Here is a 20519-nt window from a genome sequence, read left to right as displayed (position 1 = left end):
CGCAACGGCACGCACCCCCCTGCCGCCGCACCAGGCACCCGACCGGTGCCTGGCCGGCGCGCAGGCCACCCCACTTTTTTTTCCGCGACGAACGAGAGAAGCCGATGCACACCTACGTCGTCGTCGACGCGTTCGCGCGACAACCCCTCACCGGCAACCCGGTCGCGGTGTTCCTCACCGGCGACGACCTGAGCGCCCACCAGATGCAGCGCATCGCACGGGAGATGAACCTCTCGGAGACCACGTTCGTCCTCGCGCCCCGCCACGACGGTGACGACGCACATGTGCGGATCTTCACCCCCGTCAACGAACTCCCCTTCGCAGGACACCCGTTGCTCGGCACCGCCATCGCCCTGGCCGCCCGCACCGGCGCGGGCCGGCTGCGGATCGGGACCGCCATGGGCACCGTCCCCTTCCAACTCCAGCACCTGGACAAGACGGTCGTCTCGGCCCGGATGCGCCAGCCGGTACCCGTGTGGGAGCCCTTCGACCGCACCGGCGAACTCCTCGACGCACTCGGCGTGGGCGCCTCGGTACTCCCCGTGGAGATCTACCGCAACGGTCCCCGGCACGTCCTCGTCGGCCTCGACAGCGTCGACGCCCTCTGCGGGCTGGACCCCGACCACCGCGCCCTGTCCCGCTTCCCCGACCTGGCCGCCAACTGCTTCGCCGGAGCGGGCTCCTCCTGGCGCAACCGCATGTTCTCGCCCGCGTACGGCGTCGTGGAGGACGCCGCCACCGGCTCCGCCGCCGGGCCCCTCGCCATCCACCTCGCCCGGCACGGCCTTGGCGCCTACGGGCGGCCCGTCGAGATCACCCAGGGCGTCGAGATCGGCCGCCCCTCGCTCATGGGCGCGCTCGTCCACGGCGAGGGCGAGCGGGTCGACTCCGTCGAGGTCTCGGGCTGCGGTGTCGTCGCCCTCGAAGGACTGCTTCATGTCTGACCCAACTCCCTCGCACCCCACCGGCCCGGCCACCACTGGTCCGGCCACCACCGGCGCCGCGTCCCGCGCGGGCTCGGCCCGTTCCGAGTCGCTCACCGCCACCACCGAGGTGGACTTCCCCGAGTTCCGCACACCGCCCGGCGAGCCGATGGAACTGCTCGCCTCCTGGCTGCGCGCCGGCGAGACCCTCGGGGTGCGCGAGCCGCGCGCGCTGGCCCTGGCCACCGCCGACACCCGAGGCCGCACCTCCTCCCGCATCGTGACCCTCACCGCGGTCACCGACGCCGGGCTGGTCTTCCTGACCCACGCCGACAGCCGCAAGGGCCGCGAACTGGCCGAGAACCCCTGGGCGTCCGGCGTCCTGTACTGGAGGGAGACCAGCCAGCAGATCACCGTGGCGGGTCCCGTGCGCCGGCTCTGCGACGCCGAGGCACAGGCCCGCTGGTTCGCACGGCCCGTGTTCACCCACGCCATGAGCACCGCGTCCCGGCAGAGCCGGCCGCTGGAGGACCTCGGCCACGTCGACCGGCTGCGGGCCGAGGCCCGCGCGCTCGGCGAGCCGCAGCGCCCGCTGCCGTGCCCCGCGCCCTTCGCGGCCTACCGGCTCGCCCCCGAGTCGGTGGAGTTCTGGGCCGACGGCACCGACCGGCTGCACGAACGGCTGCGCTACGACCGCACCGGCCCCGGCTGGCGGAGCAGCCGCCTCCAGCCCTGACCCTTCGCCCTGCCCGCGCCCAGTAGCGCGCCGGGTGCGTGCCGGGCGGCCACCGGGCCGTCAGCCGGCCACGACCGCCTCGACGACCGACGCGTGCGAGGAGGCGTCCAGGACACGGGTGACCGCGAAGCCCGCCGCCGTCAGCAGCGTCTCGTACTCCGCGCGGGTGCGGCCCCGGCCGTTGAGGACCGTCATCATCAGCACGTCGCCGGTCTTTCCGGCGTGCGGCTCGTTGCCCGCCGGGATCAGGGCATTGATCACCAGCAGCCGCCCGTGCGCGGGCATCGCCGCACGGCACGTGCGCAGGATCCGCACGCACGCCTCGTCCGGCCAGCTGGCCAGCACATGCTTGAGCAGGTAGAGATCGGCGCCCGGCGGCACCCGGACGAAGAAGTCCCCGGCCTCGGCGCTCCAGCGCCCGGCCAGCTCAGGGACGTCGAGGACGTGCCCGGCCACCACCGACTCCAGGTCGAACAGGGTGCCCGTCATGTGCGCGTTCTGCCGCAGGACCGCCCGCAGCAGACCGCCGCGCCCGCCGCCCACGTCGACGGCGCTGTGGAACGCCGAGAAGTCGAAGGCCTCCACGACGCCGTTGCTGAGCGCTTCGGAGAACGCGGCCATGCTGGAGTTGAAGGCCCGGCTCAGTTCCGCATCGGCGGCGACATGGTCGTAGAAGGGGACGCCGAAGACGTTCTCGAAGGCGGTGGTGCCGGTGCGTACCGCCTCGTGGAGCTGGGCCGCCGACTGCCAGAAGGCCGGCTCGCCGCGCACCATGACATAGTCGCGCAGCGACTGCTCGCTGTCCGTGCGCAGCGGCTGCGCCAGCGCGGTGAGATGGAAGCGGCCCTCGTCGTCCTCGCGGAAGACACCCTTGGTCGCCAGGAACCGCAGCAGCCGGTACAGGTGCGGGCCGTTGAGCCGCGCGGCCCCGGCGAGCTCGTCGGCCGTGCGCGGGCCGGCCGCCAGGTGGTCGGCGATGTTGAAGCGCGCGGCGCTGTGCAGGGCCGCCGAGTACAGGTATCCCAGGGACAGTTCGAGCAGCTCGTCGGTGACGTGCCCGGAGCCGGCCGGGGGAGTGGGGGGTTGCGGCCCCGGGTGCGTGCCGTGCGCGGTGCTGGACGTCTTCGAGACCTCCGCGGCCTCGTGCCGAACGCCTGCCATCGGTGAGGTGTCCCCTCTGTCGTCCCCTGCGGGGTACCGGAGCGCACCGCTCGTGCGCGGGCCCGGCCTGGGCGGCCCAGTCTGCGGGCGGCGCGTCGCATCCGGCTCGAGCCCCGCTCGGGTACCCGCGGGCCCGCCCGGGCGCGTATCCGGGCGCGTCCGGGGTCGAGCGTGCGTCGACCCGGCGCCGAGTGCCGCCCGCGATGATTCCCCTCGTCCGTCGATCGCGTCCGATCGCTTCTCGTCGCCTCCGATCAGGTCCGATCGCGTCCGCTACCGCGCCGCAAGGGGAACCCATGGCCGACACGGCACCGCACGGCTTCACCGACGCCGCCGAACGGCGCAGGAAGAACCGTGCCACCGTCGAGAAATACCTGGCGGACACGACGGGCCCGGCCCGTCTGCACCGGCACGAACTGTTCGCCGAGCACGGCAGCGGCGGCCTGTGGACCAACGACACCGGCCGGCCCCTGATCATCAAGGGCCGGGACCGGCTGCGCGAGCACGGCGCCTGGTCGCTCGCCTGCTTCCCCGACTGGGAGTGGTACAACATCCAGATCTTCGAGACGCAGGACCCGGACTTCTTCTGGGTCGAGTGCGACGGCCACGGAAAGATCCGCTTCCCGGGCTATCGGGAGGGCTACTACGAGAACCACTTCCTGCACTCCTTCGCGCTCGACGACGGAAAGATCGTGCAGAACCGCGAGTTCATGAACCCCTTCGAGCAACTGCGCGCGCTGGGCATCGCCGTGCCGCGGATCGAGCGCGAGGGGATCCCCACGTGAACGCGTCAGGCACACCCGAGGCAGGCACACCCGAGGCAGGCACACCCGAGGCAGGCACACCCGCAGCAGGCACACCCGCAGCAGGCACACCCGAGCCGGGACGCCCCGCGGCCGGCCGGCGCCATGTCCTGGGCGCCGCCATGGCACTCACCGCCGCGGGCCTGACCGGGGTCTCGCTGATGCCCCTGATCGCCGCCCGCCGCGCCGAGGCCGCCGACACCCCCGCCCCGACCGGCACCGCCGCGCCGGCCGTCGAGCTGTTCCAGGTGCCCCTGCCCCTGATACCGGTGGCCCGGCCGGTCTCCACCGACGGCGGCACCGACACCTACGAGATCACCACCCGCACGATCACCAAGGAGATACTGCCCGGCCTCCCGACCGAACTGCTCACCTACGACGGCCAGTTCCCCGGCGCGACGATCAGGGCACGCAGCAACCGCCCCGTCGTCATCGTCCAGCACAACGGCCTGGACGTGCCCATCTCCCGCCACCTGCACGGCGCTTCGGTGCCCCCGGACAGCGACGGCGGCCCGATGGACACCATCGCCCCCGGCGACACCCGCGTCTACCGCTACCCCAACAGGCAGCCGCACGCCTCGCTCTGGTACCACGACCACGCCCACCACACGGAGTCGGAGAACGTCTACCGGGGCCTGCACGGCAGCTACCTCCTGACCGACCGCACCGAGGCCGCCCTGCCACTGCCCAAGGGCCGCTACGACGTGCTGATCGCCCTGCGTGACGCGGACTTCGACGCGACGGGCCGGCTCGTCTACGCCATGAGCGACCGCAACCGCAACACCCTCCTGGTCAACGGCGCCCCCTACCCGTACTTCGAGGTCGCCGCCCGCAAGTACCGGCTGCGCTTCGCCAACACCTCCAACATGCGCTTCTTCGAACTGCGCCTCGCCGACGGCGGCGACCTGATCCAGATCGGCTCCGACGGCGGACTGCTGCCGGGCCCGGCCACCGTCAAGTCGCTCTACCTGTCCTCGGGCGAACGCGCCGACGTCGTCATCGACTTCTCGCGCTACCCGGTCGGCAGCCGGATCGTCCTGCAGAACACCGCGGGCCGCGGCCCCGCCGAGCAGGTCGGGCAGGTGATGCGCTTCGACGTCACCCGCACCGCCGACGACCCCTCCCGCGTCCCGGCCAAGCTGCGCACCCTGCCACCGCTGCCCGAACCCACGGCCGGCCGCACCGTCGTGCTGCGCATGGACGAGGACGGCCGCGCCGACCCGCAGGCCTACATCGACGACAGGGTGTACGACCCCGGGCGCGTCGACGCCGTGATCCGCCACGGTGCCAGCGAGGTGTGGACGGTCACCAACACCAACACCAAGGCCGCGCACAACTTCCATATGCACCTGGTGCAGTTCCGGGTGCTGGAGCGTGGCGGGGCAGCCCCCGGGCCCGCGGAATCGGGCCTGAAGGACACGGTCGTGCTCCAGCCGGGGGAGACGGTCAGGCTGCAGGCGACCTTCGACACCTACGCCGGGCAGTTCGTGTACCACTGCCACATGCTCGACCACTCGGCGATGGGCATGATGGCGACCATGAAGATCGGCTGAACACCGGCCGGGCGGCTACTTGGACGCGGTCAGCAGATACTCGTGCGAGCGGTTCGTCGCCAGGGGGTCGGTGCCGCCGACCGGGCGGTCGTAGAGGTGGACGCGTTCGTCGCCGAGGGTGAGATGGCGGCCCAGCACCCGGGCCGCGTCCCACGCCAGGGGGACGAACACGCCGTCGACGCGGCGGTTCTGCACGGCGATCACCGCCCTCGCGCCCGGCCGCATCACCTTGGCGATCGCCCCGAACGCCTCGTCGAGCGCGCCGAGATACACGTCGTACCCGCGCAGGGCGTACATCTGGCCGGGGTCGGCGGAGTCCGTGTCCAGGCCGGTTCCGAAGTACGGCAGATCGCACAGGACCAGGTCCACCGAGTCCGCCTCGAGCGGGAGGCTGCGCGCGTCGCCGCACAGCATCTCCTGGCCCGGGTACGCCTTCAGGCGCTGTCGGGCCTGCCGGGCGCGCTCGGGGTTGACCTCGATGCCGATGCCGCGCCGGCCCTCCACCGAGCAGGCCACGAGCGTCGTGCCCCAGCCGGCGAACGGGTCCAGCACCAGATCGCCCGGGGCGCTCAGTTCACGCACCAGCGGCCGCAACTGGCTGACCAGGCCGCACTGTCCGGCCCCCTCGGGCAGGGCGTGCTCGGCTTCCTCTTCCGGCACTATCCACCAGCTCTTGACTCCCACGCTCAACCTCTCCCGTCCGTCGCCGAGTTGTACGCCGTCATCGCACGAGACCTTCGTCGCGCTGTTCCCGGCGCGGCCCGCCACGCCGCTTCGCCTCCGCCCGCTTGGCCGCCGCCTGCCTGGCCGCGGCCCGTTCCTGTTCGGGCAGCGGGTGCACGGCCGCCTGCGGCAGCCGGTCCTCCAGGGCGAGGACACCCAGCGCCGAGGCCGTCACGCCGGCGGCCAGCAGCAGCCACATGCCGGTCGCCGACACCGACAGCAGGGCGGTCAGGACCGCCGGCGCCAGCGCGATGGGGACCGCCCAGGACAGCTGGTAGACCGCCATGTGCCGGCCGCGGGTCTCCTCGGGGGCCGCGTTGGCCACCAGCGCCGACGCCGTCGCGCCGTGCAGCAGTTCCCCGGCGGTGAACAGGGCGGTCGCCCCGAACACCCCGATGAGCAGCACCGTGTCGTTCGACAGGGCGCTCAGGACGGCGTACACGAGGAAGGACAGGGCGAACACCGCGGCCCCCGAGGACACCGCGCGGGTGCGCCGGCAGCGGACCAGGGCCCGGGTCACCGGGATCTGCAGCAGGGCGATGCCGGCGGTGTTCACCGCGTACAGCACACCCACCAGCGAGTCCGAGGCGTCCAGCTCCTGGGTGAGGTACACCGGCAGGCTCACCGACAGGATCATGTAGCCGAAGGCAGTGGGGATGTTGAGCAGGCTCAGCGCCAGGAACGCGCGGTTGCGCATCACCAGGCGGTAGCCGCCCGCGCGGGAGGCCCGGGGCCCGCCCGGCGCGCCGGTGCGGCCGGTGGGGATGGAGCCGATGCACAGCGCGGCCGCGAGACAGCCGGCGGCGGCACCGAGCACGATCACGTGGTAGGCCGAGTCGCTGTCCAGTGCGAGGACCGCGCCCGCCAGCAGACCGCCGGCCCCCAGGCCGGCGTTGCGCAGGCTGCGCTGGGCGGCCAGCAGCGTGTCGCGTTCGCGCCCCTGCACGATCTCCGCGACGAAGGACTGGATGGACGGCGGGTAGGCCATGTCGCCGAACGCGACCAGCAGGACCACCGCGAACATGACGGTGCCGTCGGTGACCAGCGGGTAGAGGCAGAACCCGGCCGCGCGCAGCAGGTATCCGCCGACGACGACGGTGCGGGCGCCGAACCGGTCGATGAGCACGCCCGCGACCGGGTTGCTGACCAGACTGATCACCGCGGCGGTCGTCATGACGGCGCCGACCCGGGTCAGCGGCAGCCCGGTGACGTGATGGAAGTACAGCAGCGACAGGGGCAGGTACATGCCGCTGCCGACGGCGTCGACCACCATGCCCAGCATGTACTTCGCCCGGGAAGAGGGTTTCCTCACGCTGTCGCCTCCGCGTCGTCGTGCACGGCCACGATCTCGGTGCCCGCCATGATGCGGGCGCCGAGCTCACGCAGTCTGCGCTCGCACTCGGCCCGGGTGGGCGCCGAACCCACCGCGGCCGTCAGGAAGTCCGCCGATCCGGCGGCCGGGGCGATGACCTGGCCCTCCTGGGCGAACAGCCAGAAACCCCGCACCCAGTCGTCGGCCGGGGCCTTCGGCAGGCGGCGCACCAGGCCGGGCCGTTTCATCGTCAGGACCTGCCCGGACATACAGCGCGGGCGGGGCGCGGCGCCGTCCGGCCCGGCCTGCGCCCCGTCGGCCGGCAGGCCCGCCTCCACGCGGGTCACGTACTGCCCGAGATGGACGCCGAACAGGGTGAGGAAAACCTCGCGGATCTTCGCGCCGCCCGACCGGCAGGCCGCCTCGCACAGGACGAGCCGGTCGTCCGGGGTGTGGAAGACCTCCATGTGGAAGGCGTACTCACGCAGCCGCGAACCGCCGGGGGACAGCGCCCTGAGGACCTTTCGGGCCAGCGCGAGGAGCCGGGGTGTGAGCGGGTCGTCCACGTCCAGGGTCAGGTCCACCCGGGGGCCCGGGTCGGAGCCGAAGGAGGCGAGGTCGTACTGGTACTGCGAGGGCCAGGCCGCCGCGACCTCGCCGCCGGCCACATAGCCGTCGACATGGCACATGCGGCCCGGCACGAACTTCTCCACGAGCACGTCGTCGCGCCCGCCGGCCGCGTACGCCGACGCCAGGGCCTCCTCGAAGTCCCCCCGGTGGTGCAGGACGCGCAGCCCGATCGAGTTGTAGCCGCTGCGTTCCTTCAGCACCAGCGGGAAGCCGTGCATGGCGGCGAAGGCGTCCGCCTCGCCGGCGGTGTGCGCCACCGTGTGCGCGGCGACCTCGATGCCGGCCGCCCGGGCCCGGGCCTTCATCAGCGCCTTGTCGCGGTAGGGCGCCACGTCCGCCGTCCACGCGCCGGCCAGGCCGAGGCGTTCGCGCAGCGCCGCCGCGCGCAGCACGTCGGCCTCGTGCAGCGCCACGACGTGCGTCACGGCGAACGCGCCGGCCAGTTCGAGAGCGCGGGCGTCGACCGCCGCGCCGTCGAAGTCGTCGAACACCTCCAGCCGGGTGAACCCCGACTCCGCACCGGGCAGCGCCTCACCGGCCCCCTCGAGCCGGTCGCGCGCGGCCAGGACCACGACGTCGCCGGTGTGCCCCGCCAGCCAGTCGAGGTAGGGGAAGGGCCGCAGCGGGTTGCGGTGCAGGATCAGCACGCTCACAGGGAGACCTCCGCGCTCTCGGTGCCGGCGGCGGTGGCCGCGCGGGCCAGCGCCGGGGTGCCGTCGGGCAGCGTCAGACGGACATGGACCACGTCCCGTACCAGCTGCGCGCCCCGTGCCACGGCGGCCGTGGTGTCGGCGCCCCGCACGGCGACCAGGCCGAGCCGGTCCCAGTTGTCGCGCACCGGCCGCACCGCGGTGCCGGGCCGGGCGCTGATGCGTACGTCGATGACGTCGTCCAGTTCTCTGGCCGCGGCGACGCCTTCCACGGCCCGGACCGTGCCCGCCTCGCCCACCACGGCGCGCACGCTCGCGCCCGCGTGCGCGCGGGGCCGGTCGGGCAGTTCGCCGGCCAGACGGAAAGGCCAGGCCAGCGCGAGGGTGGTCAGATCGATGCCGTAGGCGGCCTCGACGAGTTCGGGGATGGCGTCACCGGCGATGCGGTTGTGGCTCTCGATGATCCGCGGGCCGTGCGGGCCGATGCGTATCTCGGTGTGGCAGACGCCGTCGCGCAGGCCGACCACGTCGAGGAAGCGGCTCACCGACGCGCGGATGAGGTCCTGCGCGGGTGCGTCCAGGCGGGCGGGCAGCGCGTGACCGAGCTCGGCGAAGTGCGCGGGGTCCGTGAACTTCTCGGTGATCGCCACGATCACATGGCGGCCCGCGAAGCTGAACGACTCCACGCTGAACTCCGGCCCGTCCACGTACTCCTCCATCAGGAAGTCCCGCAGGACGAACAGGGTGGAGACGCGGTCGGTCCTGGTGCCCACCAGACACTGCACCGCCTCCCACACCCGCCCGGTGTCCCCGGGGGAGGCGACGCGCTGCACGCCGATGCTCGCCGTCGCGTCGGTCGGCTTGACGACGAACGGGTAGCCGGCGCGGGCGCCGAACGCGGCCAGGTCCCCGCGGCCGCGCAGCGGCGCCGCCCGCACGGCGGCGGCCCCGTCGTGCACGGCGAGGTGGCGGCGCATCACCTGCTTGTCGCGGAAGCGCCGGACGACCGCGTGGGGGGTGCCGCCGAGGCCGAACAGGTCGTTGACGCGGGCCGCGTTCTCCAGGCCCGGCTCGGTCAGCGAGAGCGCCACGGTGAAGCCGTGCCGCTCGCGCAGCCTGTGCACGAGGGGCTCCAGGAGATCCCACCGGGTGTAGTCGGTGACCTCGACCGTCTCGGCCAGGCGCCGCTGCTCGTCACTGACCTTGGTGGGGTGCTGCACCAGCACCACCCGCAGGCCCAGCCGTGCGGCCTTGGCGACGGTCTCGTCGGTGGCGCCGACCAGCAGCACCGTGCGTGCGGTGGCCATCGCCGTCACCTCTGCCCGGCCTGCGGCCACCAGGTCAGGTACCGCTCGCCGCTGTCGGGGAAGACCGTCGCCACGGTCCGGCCGGACAGATCGAAGCGGCGGGCGAGTTCGACGCAGCCGTAGGCCGCCGCTCCCGAGGAGATTCCGACCAGCAGGCCGGTCGCGGCGGCGACGGCGCGGGTCGTGGCGGCGGCGTCCTCGTCGTCGACGACGATCACCTCGTCGATGAGGGTGATGTCGGTGACCGGGCTGGTGAACCCGCCGTTCAGGCCCGGGATGCGGTGCGGTCCGGGCGCGCCCCCGGACAGCAGCGCCGAACCGGCCGGCTCGACCGCGACGACCTTCAGCTCCGGGTTGTGCTCACGCAGCCGGCGGGCACAGCCGGTGAGGGTGCCGCCGGTGCCGACGCCGCACACCAGGTAGTCGACCGCACCGCCCGCGGCCCGCCAGATCTCCGGGCCCGTGGAGTCGTAGTGGGCGCGGACGTTGGCGGGGTTCTCGTGCTGGCGGGCGTACCAGGAGCGGGGGATCTCGGCGTGCAGCTTCTCGGCTCGTTCGACGCAGCCGGCGAAGCCCAGGCCGCTGTCGGTGAACTCGACGGCCGCGCCCAGCATGCGCAGCGTCAGCACCCGTTCCCGGGAGGCGTTGTCGGGCAGCACGATGACACAGCGGTAGCCGCGCGCGGCGGCCAGCGAGGCGAGAGCGATACCCGTGTTGCCCGAGGTGGACTCGATCACCGTGGTCCCCGGCGCGAGCTCGCCGGCCTCCTCGGCCGCGCGCAGCATGTACAGGGCGGCCCGGTCCTTGATGCTGGACAACGGGTTGGCGAACTCCAGCTTGGCCAGGACCCGCGCGTCGGCGGGCAGCCCCGCCAGGCGCAGCCGCAGCATCGGCGTGTCGCCGACCAGGTCTTCGAAGGACTCGGCGACGGCGCCGTCAGGGGCGTGGGGCATGGCGATGGGTTCTCCGCTCTTTGCTGCCGGTCTGGGCACGGGCCTGCCGGGAAGCGGTGGTTGAGGACCCGGCCGGGCAGGGCGACGATCCAGCCGCGCGACGGCCCTCGCGCGGCTGCCCACCGCACACGTCACTGCCGCCCGCCTCGGCGGCACACCGGCCCTGTGCAGAACGTACGAGCGTAACTGGCATACAGGCAAGGCCAGTTGTCGGCGCCACCAGCCGCTCTCGAGCGAGCCTCAAGGCTCCGCCCATCCTCCACCGGGCCTTGAACACCACCCAAGCCGTTCAGGACAGCCTCTGGTTTCCAGCCACCTGGGCCTTAAGTGACGACAGGGATTCGAGCCAGGGAGGTTCCATGGCTGCGGCCATAGACCCGGACACCGACAGCACATGCCTGACCGACCTGCTGGCGCAGCAGGCCCGGGCCCGCCCGCACGAGACCGCGGTCGTCAGCGGCCACCGCACCCTGACCTACCGCGAACTCGCGCACGCCGGCCGGGACACCGCCGACTGCCTGCGCCGCCTCGGGGTGCGCGCCGGCAGCTGCGTGGGCCTCTTCGTCGACGCCTCGCTGGAGCTGATGGCCGGTGTGTGGGGCATCCTCGGCGCGGGCGGCGCGTATCTTCCGCTCTCCCCGGACTACCCCGACGCACGCCTGCGCCACATGATCGAGGACTCGGGGATCCGCGTCGTCTACACCCAGCTCGGACTGGCCCACCGCCTGGCGGCACTCCTGCCCGCGCACGTCACCGTCGTCACCCCCCGCGACGTCGGGGAACACATCCGGCGCCACAGCGCGCCGGCCCCCCGCGAAAGCGCCGAAGGACCGCGCCCCGACTCCCTGGCCTACGTGATCTACACCTCCGGAAGCTCCGGAAAACCCAAGGGCGTCATGATCGAACACCGCGCCGTCGTCCACCAGCTGCGGTGGCTCTCGGCCCGCCACCACCTGGGCGCCGGCACGGCCGTGCTGCACAAGACACCGATCAGCTTCGACGCGGCCCAGTGGGAGATCCTGGCCGTCGCGTGCGGCACCAAGGTGGTGATCGGGGAACCCGGCATCCACCGCGACACCGCCCGGCTCATCGAAACCGTCACCGCCCACCAGGTGACCGCACTGCAGTGCGTGCCCACCCTGCTCAAGGCACTCCTCGACAGCGACGACCTGCCCCGGTGCACCTCCCTGACCCAGATCTTCAGCGGGGGAGAGGCCCTCTCGCGCACCCTGGCCCGGCAGTGCCTGCAGACCCTGCCGCACTGCGCCCTGATCAACCTCTACGGACCCACCGAATGCACCATCAACGCCTCCTCCTTCACCGTCCCCCGGGACCTGGCCGACAAGGCGCCACCCCGCGACGGCGACGGCCCGCAGTCCGTCCCCATCGGCACACCGGTCGGCGGTCTGCGCCTGCACATCCTGGACGCCGGCCTGCGCCCCGTGGGCCCCGGCCGCACCGGCGAGCTCTGTATCAGCGGCATCCAGCTGGCCCGCGGCTACCTGCACCGCCCCGACCTGACCGCACAGCGCTTCGTCACCAGCCCCTTCGGCGATCCGCCACCCCACGACCGCCTGTACCGCACCGGCGACCTCGCCTCCCGCAACGCCGACGGCACCCTGCAGTTCGCCGGCCGGGCCGACAACCAGGTCAAACTGCGCGGCTTCCGCATCGAACTGGAGGAGATACGCCTGGCCATCGAGGCCCACGACTGGGTGCAGAACGCCGCCGTCCTGGTCCGCGAGGACCCGCGCACCCGGCACCAGAACCTGGTCGCCTGCATCGAACTCAGCCCCCGCGAGGCCGCGCTGATGGACCAGGGACGCCACGGCTCGCACCACCTGTCCAAGAAGTCCCGCCTCCAGGTCCGCGCCCAGCTGTCCCAGGCGGGCGTCCGCGAGGACGCCGCCCTGCGGGGCCGCCCGGCCGTGGACCTGCCCGGGGCGACACCCTCGGCCCACCAGCGGGCCCGCGCCTTCACCCGCAAGACCTACCGCTCCTACGACGGCGGCGCCCCCACGCCCCGCGACCTCCTCAACGCACTCGCCCGGCGCGCCGGCGCCACCGCCCCGCGCGAGCCCAAGGAGCTCACCCTCACCGAACTGGGCACCCTGCTGCGCGAGTTCGGCCCCTACCGCAGCGACGAGCGGCTCCTGCCGAAGTACGCCTACGCCTCTCCGGGCTCGCTGTACGCGACACAGCTCTACGTGGAGAGCACCGGCGACACCGCCGGCCTCGCACCCGGCGTGTACTACCACCACCCCCTGCGCCACCGGCTGATCCGCGTCGCCGGCCCGGAAAGAGACGTCGCGCCCCCCGGCATCCGGCTGCACTTCCTGGGCCGCAACCAGGCCGTCGAACCGGTCTACAGGAACAACATCCGCGAGGTCCTCGAGATCGAGACGGGCCACATGCTCGGCCTCTTCGACGAGATCCTGCCCGCCCACGGACTCGGCCTGCGCGCCGCCGCCTTCGACCCCGCCAACCGCCGCCTGCTGGACTGCCCGCCCGAGGACCACTACCTCGGCTCCTACACCCTGGCCCCGTACGCCCCGCCCGACTACTTCGCCGACGTCGACGTCTACGTCCAGATCCACCCCGGCAGCGGCATGGGCCTGCCCGGCGGGCTCTACCACTGCGCCGACGGAGAGCTGCGGCACGTCAGCGACGAGATCGTGCTCAAACGGCACGTCATCGCCATCAACCAGCATGCCTACCAGCAGGCGGGTTTCGCCGTCACGGCCGTCAGCCGCACCGGCCCCGACTGGCGCCGCTACATCGACCTCGGCCGGTTCCTGCACCACCTGCAGGCCAACACCGGCCACCTCGGATTCATGTCCGCCGGCTACAGCTCCCGCACCGGGCACGACCTGCCCGCCGCCCGGCAGATCGACGCGATCCTCACCCGCCACCGCCGGCCCACCGGCCCCTCCTACTTCTTCGTGGGCGGCAGGATCAGCCGGGAACAGCTCACCCACGAGGGCATGAACGAGGACACCGCCCACATGAAGGGACCCGCCGAGCTGATCAAGGACGACCTGCTCGGCTTCCTCCCCGAGTTCATGGTGCCCCACCAGATCCTGGTCATGGACCGCCTGCCCCACACCGCCAACGGCAAGATCGACACCCACGCCCTCACCGCCCGCGCCGACGCCGCCCTGGCCGCCGACGACCGGCCGCCGGTACCGCCGCGCACCCGCACCCAGAGACGGCTGTGCGATCTGTGGAAGGCGGCCTTGAGGTGCGACGTCCTCTCCGTCCAGGACGACTTCTTCGCCCGCGGCGGCAACTCACTGATCGCCGTGGCCCTGGTCAGCCGGATCAACCGCGAGTTCGCCGTCCGGCTGCCCGTCCAGGTCTTCTTCGAGGCGGCCACCGTGGAGAAACTCGCCCTGCGCATCGACGGCGCCCGCGGCACCCGGACCTCCCCGCGCCTGGTGCCCCTGCACAGCGAAGGCACCCTGCCGCCCGTCTTCTGCTGGCCCGGACTGGGCGGCTCGCCCATGAACCTGCGCCTGCTGGCCGAGCGCTGCGGCGCGGCCGGCGGCCCGCCACGCCCCGTCCACGGCGTCCAGGCGCACGGCCTCAACGCCGGCGAAACACCCTTGGCCTCCCTGCGGGAGATGGCCGCCGCCGACGTGGCCGCCCTGCGCCGGCACCGGCCGGCCGGCCCGTACACACTGTGGGGCTACTCCTTCGGGGCGCGCGTCGCCTACGAGGCGGCCTGGCAACTGGAACAGGCCGGCCAGCGGGTGGAGCACCTGCTGCTGCTCGCACCCGGGTCACCGCGGATACCGGGGCCGCCGTCGTGGACCGCCCCGCGCGCCGACTTCACCGACGACACCTTCCGCACGATCCTGCTCTCCGTCTTCGCCGGCACCGTCTCGGGCCCCCTGCAGGCCGCGTGCCTGCGCGAGACAGACGACGAGGAGAGCTTCGCGAGGTTCGTCACCTCGTGCCTGCCCGCCCTGGACGCGGCGACGGTACGGCGCGTCATCGACGTGGCGTGCACGACGTACGGCTGGCAGCCCGAGCCCCGCCGGCTGGCCGCCCCCGTCACCGTGGTCACGGCGCGCGGCGACGAGGAGTCGTTCCTCGAACGCGGACCGGGCCCCGCGGGCGCCCCGGCCCCCTCCTTCGTCGCCCTGGACGCCGACCACTACGCGATGCTCCGCGATCCGGGCGTGGACGAACTCGCCAAGGTCATCGCCCGCACGACACCACCGCGACTGCCCTGACGCCCCGCGCACCGCCCGGGCCCGCGGTGCGGGCCGCTCACGCCGCGGCGCGCCTCGCCTCGCTCACTTCGGCGAGGCGCCCGAGCAGTTCCCTGATCCCGGCGAGGGTGGCCTCGTCCACGACCCGCCCGTCACGCACCTTGCGCGTCGCCTGAGGGATCTTCAAGCCGTCCTCGAGGACGTCGGCCCCCATGACGGTCAGCGTCTCGCTCAGCCAGGCCTGCGCGCGGTCGCCTCCGGTGACGGCCGGCGACGCGCTCATCAGGGCGACGGGCAGACCGGCGGTCTCGCCTCCGCCGACCAGCCACTCCAACGCGTTCTTCAGCACTCCCGAAGTGCCGTGCGCGTACTCGGGAGTCGAGATCAGCAGGCCGTCGGCGGCGCCGACGCGGGCCCGCAGCTCCGCCACGACCTGCGGCAGGGCGTACTGCTCCACATCCGCGTTGAAGAACGGCAGCCGCCCCGGATCCGGTTCCACGGTCAGCTTCCACGACGGCTCGCACAGACCGACGGCCGAACGCAGGACGGACGCGTTCAACGAGCCGGAGCGCAGACTTCCGCACAGCGCCAGGATTTTCATCCCTTGATCTTCGCAGGGAATCCCGGCCTTCAGGCCGGGCGGAATGCGATCCTCGGGCCCGGAGGCGCGCAGCGCCGGAGTTCTTCGCCTGCCCGCCGTACACCGATCACCACGCCCAGAGCCGTCAGCCCACGGGCCACCGGAGACGGCGACCGGGCCGCACATAAGGAGCTCTAGGACGGGACGGCGGCGCCGGCGTCCGACTCGTCGGTCCCCGGAAGCGACGGTTCTCGGAGCTGCTCGCGCACATAGTTCCAGACCACCGCGATCAGCGCGGCGATCGGTACTGCGAGCAGACTGCCCACGATGCCGGCCAGACTGCCGCCCAACGTCACCGCCAGCAGGACCACTGCCGCATGGAGGCCGAGCCCACGACTTTGGATCATGGGCTGGAAGACGTTGCCCTCGAGCTGCTGCACCACGACGATGATGGCCAGCACGATCAGGGCGTCCGTCAGGCCGTTGGAGACCAGCGCGATAAGAACCGCGACGAGACCGGCGAACATGGCACCGATGATCGGCACGAACGCGGTGACGAAGGTCAGCACCGCGAGCGGGAGCACCAGCGGGACCCCCAGAACCCACAGGCCCAGACCGATCAGGACGGCGTCGAGCAGGCCGACAGCCGCCTGGGAACGCACGAACGCTCCCAGGGTGTCCCAGCCACGCGCGGCCACGGCCGGGACGTCGATGGCGAGCCGACCGGGCAGCTGATGGGCAAGCCACGGCAGGAACCGCGGGCCGTCCTTGAGGAAGAAGAACATCAGGAAGAGGGCCAGGACGGCAGTGACCAAGCCGTTCACCACGGTGCTCACTCCCATGACGACAGCGCCGACCATGCTGCCGAGGCCGTCCTGCGCGCGGGAGACCGCGGTGTCGAAGGCCTTGTTGATCTGAGCGTCACCGATGTTCAACGGCGGCCCGGCGGCCCACTCGCGCAACTTCTGGATGCCTTCGACGACGCCGTCGGTCAGTTCTCCGGACTGGGATGCCACCGGTACCGCGATCAGCGCCACGACACCTAGGGCGACCAGGAGGAACAGCACCGTCACGACCGATGCGGCGAGGGCGGGTTTCCACCCGCGACGACGCAGGAAACGGGTCGGTGGCCAGGTCAGTGTGGTCAGAAGCAGACCGACCACGAGCGGCCAGACGACCGACCACATCCGGCCCAGGATCCACAGAGTCACCGCGAGCATCAGGCATATGAGCAGCAACTCCGCGGAGGCACGCGCCGACGTGCGAAGCGCGGCGCGGGCTCTTGTGGAACTCAAGGTGGCAGTCACGGATGCACCCTATGGGTACTCAAGTCACACCGGTATCACCGCTCACAGGGTGTACACCGTTCCTGGAGAGCGGGAATCGCCGCCCTCATGCTCGCGGAAGCAGAAACGCCGCATCTCCTCGACGCGGACACCATCGCCGTGTTCGAGAACCGCTGAACCGCTGTCCGCTGTCCGGTGCCGGTCGGCACAGGGCGCGGGTACGGGACGCCCCACGCCTTCCTCCGCACACGCCCGCAGAGTCATTGCCCGGGAGTGGTGCGTCCTGTCCTGGAGGGTCGTGAGGCGTCGGTGAGGTCGGCTCCGGTGGCGGCGTCCCGCTGGGAGTGGTTGGTGCCGTGCCAGTCCAGGCACATGACGGTCGCGTCGTCCTGCAGGTGGCCGTCGTTGGCGTCGACGATCGCCGCGATGAGGGTGCGGGCGGCCTCGCGGGGGTGCAGTGCGCGGGTGCGCACGATCAGGTCGGACAGATCGACGTTGCCTGCGTTGTGCTCCAGCATGCCGTCGGTCAGCATCACCAGCCGGTCGCCCGGACGCAGGTCCAGCGACTGGACCCGGTAGGTATGAGGGGCGTCGAAGCCGAACGGCATATCGACCGTGGGAGTGATCTCCCGCACCTGGCCGTCCCGCATCCGCAGCGGCCAGGGGTGCCCGGCGTTGATGAACTCGGTCCTGCCGTCAAGCAGGCTGATACGCAGGAGCTGGCCGGTGACGTAGCCCTTGTGGCCGTGCTCGCGCATGGCCTGGTCTGCCTGGCGGGCCTGCTCGGCGAGATCGGCACCGGCCCGCCGGGCCCGGCGCAGGGCGCCCACCGCAAGGGTGGCCAGCAGCGCGGCCTCGACATCGTGCCCCATGGCATCGGTGACGGAGAGCTGGACGGTGTCCCTGCCGATCGCGTAGTCGAAGGTGTCGCCCCCGACATGGTCGGCCGGCTCCAGCGCCCCGGCCACCGCGAACTGCGCCGCCTCGCACGCCAGCGACGCCGGGAGCAGCCGGTGCTGGATCTCCGCGGCCAGACTCAGCGGCTTGGTCCGGCGTCCCCACTGGTACACGTCGGTGAAGGACCGGTTCGCGATGACGAGGTACGCCAGCGCGTGCGCGGTGTCGCCGATCTCTCGCATCACCTCCGCGTCCGGCGTCGCGGGCAGGAACAGTTCGAGGAGCCCGATGGCGTCCCCGCGGTTGGTCACCGGGGCGACGATCCGCACCAGCGCACCCTCGCCCTTGTCCTCCACGCCCGGCCGCTGGGTGCGGATCACGTCGTCGTACAGGGTGCCCCGCAGCGGGATGCGCCGGGCGGGTTCAATGGTGTCGACACTGCCCGCCGCCCCCAGCCGTACGACAGAACTGCCGGTGAAGTCGGTGATCAGGAACGACACCGACACCGCCCCGAGGCGTTCCTTGAGCATGCGCGCGACCACGTCGAGCGACTCCACGGGCGCCGCGGCCTCCGCCGCCTCCAGCGTCCCCGCCAGAGTCATCGCCCTGCCCCGGCCGTTTTCGTCCCCGGCAGGACGAGAGGCCCGTCCGCCGTCCGGCCCTCTTGCGGTCACAACGACTCCTTCATTGCTCGATGACGCTCAGGACTACGCCCCGAAAGGCGCGCAAGACCTGTACCGAGCCCGGCACCGGACAGGCCACATTGCACCACGGGACCCGGGGCCCGCCGCGCCAGCCTCTCCCGAGCCTTGCGCTTCGGCATGCTGCGCACGCGGTTATGCGGCTGAGAGGAGGATGGCGGTGTAGTGGGCGCTGAAGGCGGCGATGGTCAGGGTGTGGAAGACCTCGTGGAAGCCGAACCAGGCCGGTGAGGGGTCGGGGCGTTTGAGTCCGTAGACGACGGCGCCCGCGGTGTAGAGCAGGCCGCCGGCGATGACGAGTACGACGACCGCGGTGCCGCCGGTGCGCGCGAAGTCGGGCAGGTTGAAGACGGCCACCCAGCCGAGCGCGATGTAGCACGGGGTGTACAGCCAGCGGGGGGCCCCGATCCACAGGATGCGGAAGGCGATGCCGGCCAGTGCGCCTGCCCACACCACGGCCAGCAGCACCCGCTGCCGGCCTTCGGGCAGCAGCAGGACCGCCAGCGGGGTGTAGGTGCCGGCGATGATCAGGAAGATGTTCGCGTGGTCCAGCCGCCGCAGGACCGCCTCCCCGCGCGGACCCCACGTCCCGCGGTGGTAGACCGCGCTGGTACCGAACAGCAGACAGGCCGAGACGGCGTACACCGAGCACGCCGCCACGGCCGCGGCCGTGCGGGAAACGGCGATCAGGACGATCCCGCCGACGAGCGCCAGGGGGAACACGCCGGCGTGCAGCCAGCCGCGCAACCTCGGCTTCAGCGCGGCCGCCGCGCGCTCCACCCCGCCTTCCAGGGCGTCGGCCGCCTGCCCGGCAGCCGACCGGCCGGTGGTGCCGGCAGGCGCATCAACCGCCGGAGTGCGCAGGGCGTCGGGGGTGGTGCCGGGGCGGGGCGGGGACTGCCGTCCGTGGGCCGGCGGCTGGATATTTTCGGCGATCATGCGCTCGTATTCTCAAATCGGCGGAAGAGTGCGGCCCGGCCCGGTCCGGCGCGGCGTCATGACTGTGGGTCAGACGCCGGCTGTGTGCGGGGTTGTGGTGCGGTGGTGTTCGGCGTTGAGGCGCTGGGCTTCTTCGAGTTGGTCTTCGAGGATGATGATGCGGCAGGCGGCCTCGATGGGGGTGCCCTGGTCGACGAGTTCGCGGGCGCGGGCGGCGATGCGCAGCTGGTAGCGGGAGTAGCGGCGGTGTCCGCCTGCGGAGCGCAGCGGGGTGATGAGGCGGGCGTCGCCGATGGCGCGCAGGAAGCCCTGGGTGGTGCCGAGTATCTCGGCGGCCCGGCCCATGGTGTAGGCGGGGTAGTCATCGTCGTCGAGCCGGCCGAAGGAGTCGTCTGCTGTCATCTGACCTCTCTGTATACGGGTGGAGGGGAACGCGTGGAGGGCCCTGGCGCCGTGCGGCGCCAGGGCCCGAAGGAACTGCTACACCATCTGCCGGCCCTACTGCTGCGCCGGCCTTCTGTCACCGCACACCCGGCCCGAAGGCTGCCGGGAATGCTGGGATCGCGGTTGCTCGACCGGAGACCACCTCACTATCGATGTCCTGCGGTACCCGGACTCAAGACTTCCGCCCGGGCGATCCTGATGGCGTCCACTTCCTCCGTTCATTCCCTCATTGCCGGTACTGCTCTACTGCGTACTGCTGGTGATGCGAACTACTGGTGGCCTGTCACAGCGCCACTCTTCGGCAGCCAGCCCCGTTCGCCCGTCCTGCGTCTGCTCTGGCTTGGAACCCCACTGCCGAACCTCCCGGTGCGCGCGCCCGCAGCCGACGCCTTCACCGAGGTACTGCTCACTGCTGGGTACTGCTGGTACTGCCACTGCGGTACTGCTCACGGCGGCCCCTGATCACTGCGGGCCACCCGGTCCGGTCGTCAGTCCCGTCGCCGTCCTGCAACAACCCTGGCTTCGAAACTCCACCACCGCACCGTCCTGCGACTGCAACTGCGGTACTGCTTCCCGGCAGTTCGTGTCTGCCGGGCCCTGCGTCTCTCTGGGCTACGAGAGAAACCATAACCACGACACCGCCCAATGTCTACTCCAGCCAACATAGATTTCCGCGTGTCCGGTGGAGAGGTAATCGGCATCGA

16 protein-coding genes are annotated in these 20519 nt (G+C 72.1%); 5 read left to right on the top strand and 11 right to left on the bottom strand.

Annotated elements, in window-relative coordinates; all coding sequences use genetic code 11:
• The first annotated feature begins 104 nt into the window (after positions 1-104).
• On the top strand, positions 105-944 hold the full coding sequence (locus ACFWBB_RS21520; RefSeq protein WP_385274687.1) for a PhzF family phenazine biosynthesis isomerase: 840 nt from the start codon (positions 105-107) through the stop codon (positions 942-944).
• A complete protein-coding gene (phzG, locus tag ACFWBB_RS21515) occupies positions 937-1659 on the top strand; it encodes a phenazine biosynthesis FMN-dependent oxidase PhzG (protein WP_385274684.1) in 723 nt (240 codons plus the stop codon). Before ACFWBB_RS21520 ends, phzG begins: the two co-directional genes overlap by 8 nt.
• A 60-nt stretch (positions 1660-1719) precedes the next feature.
• On the opposite strand, the gene ACFWBB_RS21510 is transcribed toward phzG, so the two are convergent.
• Positions 1720-2820 (bottom strand): methyltransferase, encoded by a 1101-nt coding sequence (locus tag ACFWBB_RS21510; RefSeq protein WP_385274681.1) that lies wholly within the window; start codon positions 2818-2820, stop codon positions 1720-1722.
• 296 nt (positions 2821-3116) lie between these two features.
• Between ACFWBB_RS21510 and ACFWBB_RS21505 the strand changes: the two genes are divergently transcribed.
• Positions 3117-3605 (top strand): PhzA/PhzB family protein, encoded by a 489-nt coding sequence (locus tag ACFWBB_RS21505; RefSeq protein WP_385274678.1) that lies wholly within the window; start codon positions 3117-3119, stop codon positions 3603-3605.
• 140 nt (positions 3606-3745) lie between these two features.
• On the top strand, positions 3746-5176 hold the full coding sequence (locus ACFWBB_RS21500; RefSeq protein ID WP_385274675.1) for a multicopper oxidase family protein: 1431 nt from the start codon (positions 3746-3748) through the stop codon (positions 5174-5176).
• A 15-nt stretch (positions 5177-5191) separates the two neighbouring features.
• On the opposite strand, the gene ACFWBB_RS21495 is transcribed toward ACFWBB_RS21500, so the two are convergent.
• From ACFWBB_RS21495 to ACFWBB_RS21475, 5 genes are read right to left on the bottom strand one after another with little or no spacing between them, the layout of a single operon-like run.
• On the bottom strand, positions 5192-5860 hold the full coding sequence (locus ACFWBB_RS21495) for a TRM11 family SAM-dependent methyltransferase (protein ID WP_385274672.1): 669 nt from the start codon (positions 5858-5860) through the stop codon (positions 5192-5194).
• Between the two features lie 37 nt (positions 5861-5897).
• Complete coding sequence (locus tag ACFWBB_RS21490) at positions 5898-7211, bottom strand: MFS transporter (RefSeq protein ID WP_385274669.1); 1314 nt, start codon at positions 7209-7211, stop codon at positions 5898-5900.
• A complete protein-coding gene (locus tag ACFWBB_RS21485; protein WP_385274666.1) occupies positions 7208-8494 on the bottom strand; it encodes an acetyl-CoA carboxylase biotin carboxylase subunit family protein in 1287 nt (428 codons plus the stop codon). The genes ACFWBB_RS21490 and ACFWBB_RS21485 overlap by 4 nt, the downstream gene beginning before the upstream one ends.
• Entirely contained in the window at positions 8491-9798 is a 1308-nt protein-coding gene (locus ACFWBB_RS21480) for an ATP-grasp domain-containing protein (RefSeq protein ID WP_385274663.1), read from the bottom strand. The genes ACFWBB_RS21485 and ACFWBB_RS21480 overlap by 4 nt, the downstream gene beginning before the upstream one ends.
• Before the next feature lie 5 nt (positions 9799-9803).
• Positions 9804-10751 carry a PLP-dependent cysteine synthase family protein gene (locus tag ACFWBB_RS21475; RefSeq protein WP_385274659.1) on the bottom strand — a complete coding sequence of 316 codons (948 nt, stop codon included), beginning with the start codon at positions 10749-10751 and terminating at the stop codon, positions 9804-9806.
• A 359-nt stretch (positions 10752-11110) separates the two neighbouring features.
• On the opposite strand from ACFWBB_RS21475, the gene ACFWBB_RS21470 reads away from it, so the two are divergent.
• Positions 11111-14989 carry an amino acid adenylation domain-containing protein gene (locus tag ACFWBB_RS21470; protein ID WP_385274656.1) on the top strand — a complete coding sequence of 1293 codons (3879 nt, stop codon included), beginning with the start codon at positions 11111-11113 and terminating at the stop codon, positions 14987-14989.
• Between the two features lie 37 nt (positions 14990-15026).
• Here ACFWBB_RS21470 and ACFWBB_RS21465 read toward each other — a convergent pair whose 3' ends face one another.
• The 5 genes from ACFWBB_RS21465 to ACFWBB_RS21445 form a co-directional block, all read right to left on the bottom strand.
• A complete protein-coding gene (locus ACFWBB_RS21465) occupies positions 15027-15569 on the bottom strand; it encodes an NADPH-dependent FMN reductase (protein ID WP_385274653.1) in 543 nt (180 codons plus the stop codon).
• A gap of 173 nt (positions 15570-15742) precedes the next feature.
• Positions 15743-16855 carry an AI-2E family transporter gene (locus tag ACFWBB_RS21460; RefSeq protein WP_385274650.1) on the bottom strand — a complete coding sequence of 371 codons (1113 nt, stop codon included), beginning with the start codon at positions 16853-16855 and terminating at the stop codon, positions 15743-15745.
• Between the two features lie 239 nt (positions 16856-17094).
• Positions 17095-18333, bottom strand: a complete 1239-nt coding sequence (locus ACFWBB_RS21455) for a PP2C family protein-serine/threonine phosphatase (RefSeq protein WP_385274647.1) — start codon at positions 18331-18333, stop codon at positions 17095-17097.
• Positions 18334-18567: 234 nt separating this feature from the next.
• Positions 18568-19371 carry a hemolysin III family protein gene (locus tag ACFWBB_RS21450; RefSeq protein ID WP_385274644.1) on the bottom strand — a complete coding sequence of 268 codons (804 nt, stop codon included), beginning with the start codon at positions 19369-19371 and terminating at the stop codon, positions 18568-18570.
• Between the two features lie 69 nt (positions 19372-19440).
• Positions 19441-19773, bottom strand: coding sequence for a MerR family transcriptional regulator (locus ACFWBB_RS21445; RefSeq protein WP_385274641.1), 333 nt, complete (start codon positions 19771-19773; stop codon positions 19441-19443).
• Between the last annotated feature and the right edge of the window lie 746 nt (positions 19774-20519).

This window comes from Streptomyces sp. NPDC060000, from assembly GCF_042737375.1.
Taxonomy (GTDB): Bacteria; Actinomycetota; Actinomycetes; order Streptomycetales; family Streptomycetaceae; genus Streptomyces.
The sequence above is the reverse complement of the archived record's forward strand: the minus strand, read 5'-3'. Positions and strand labels throughout refer to the sequence as shown.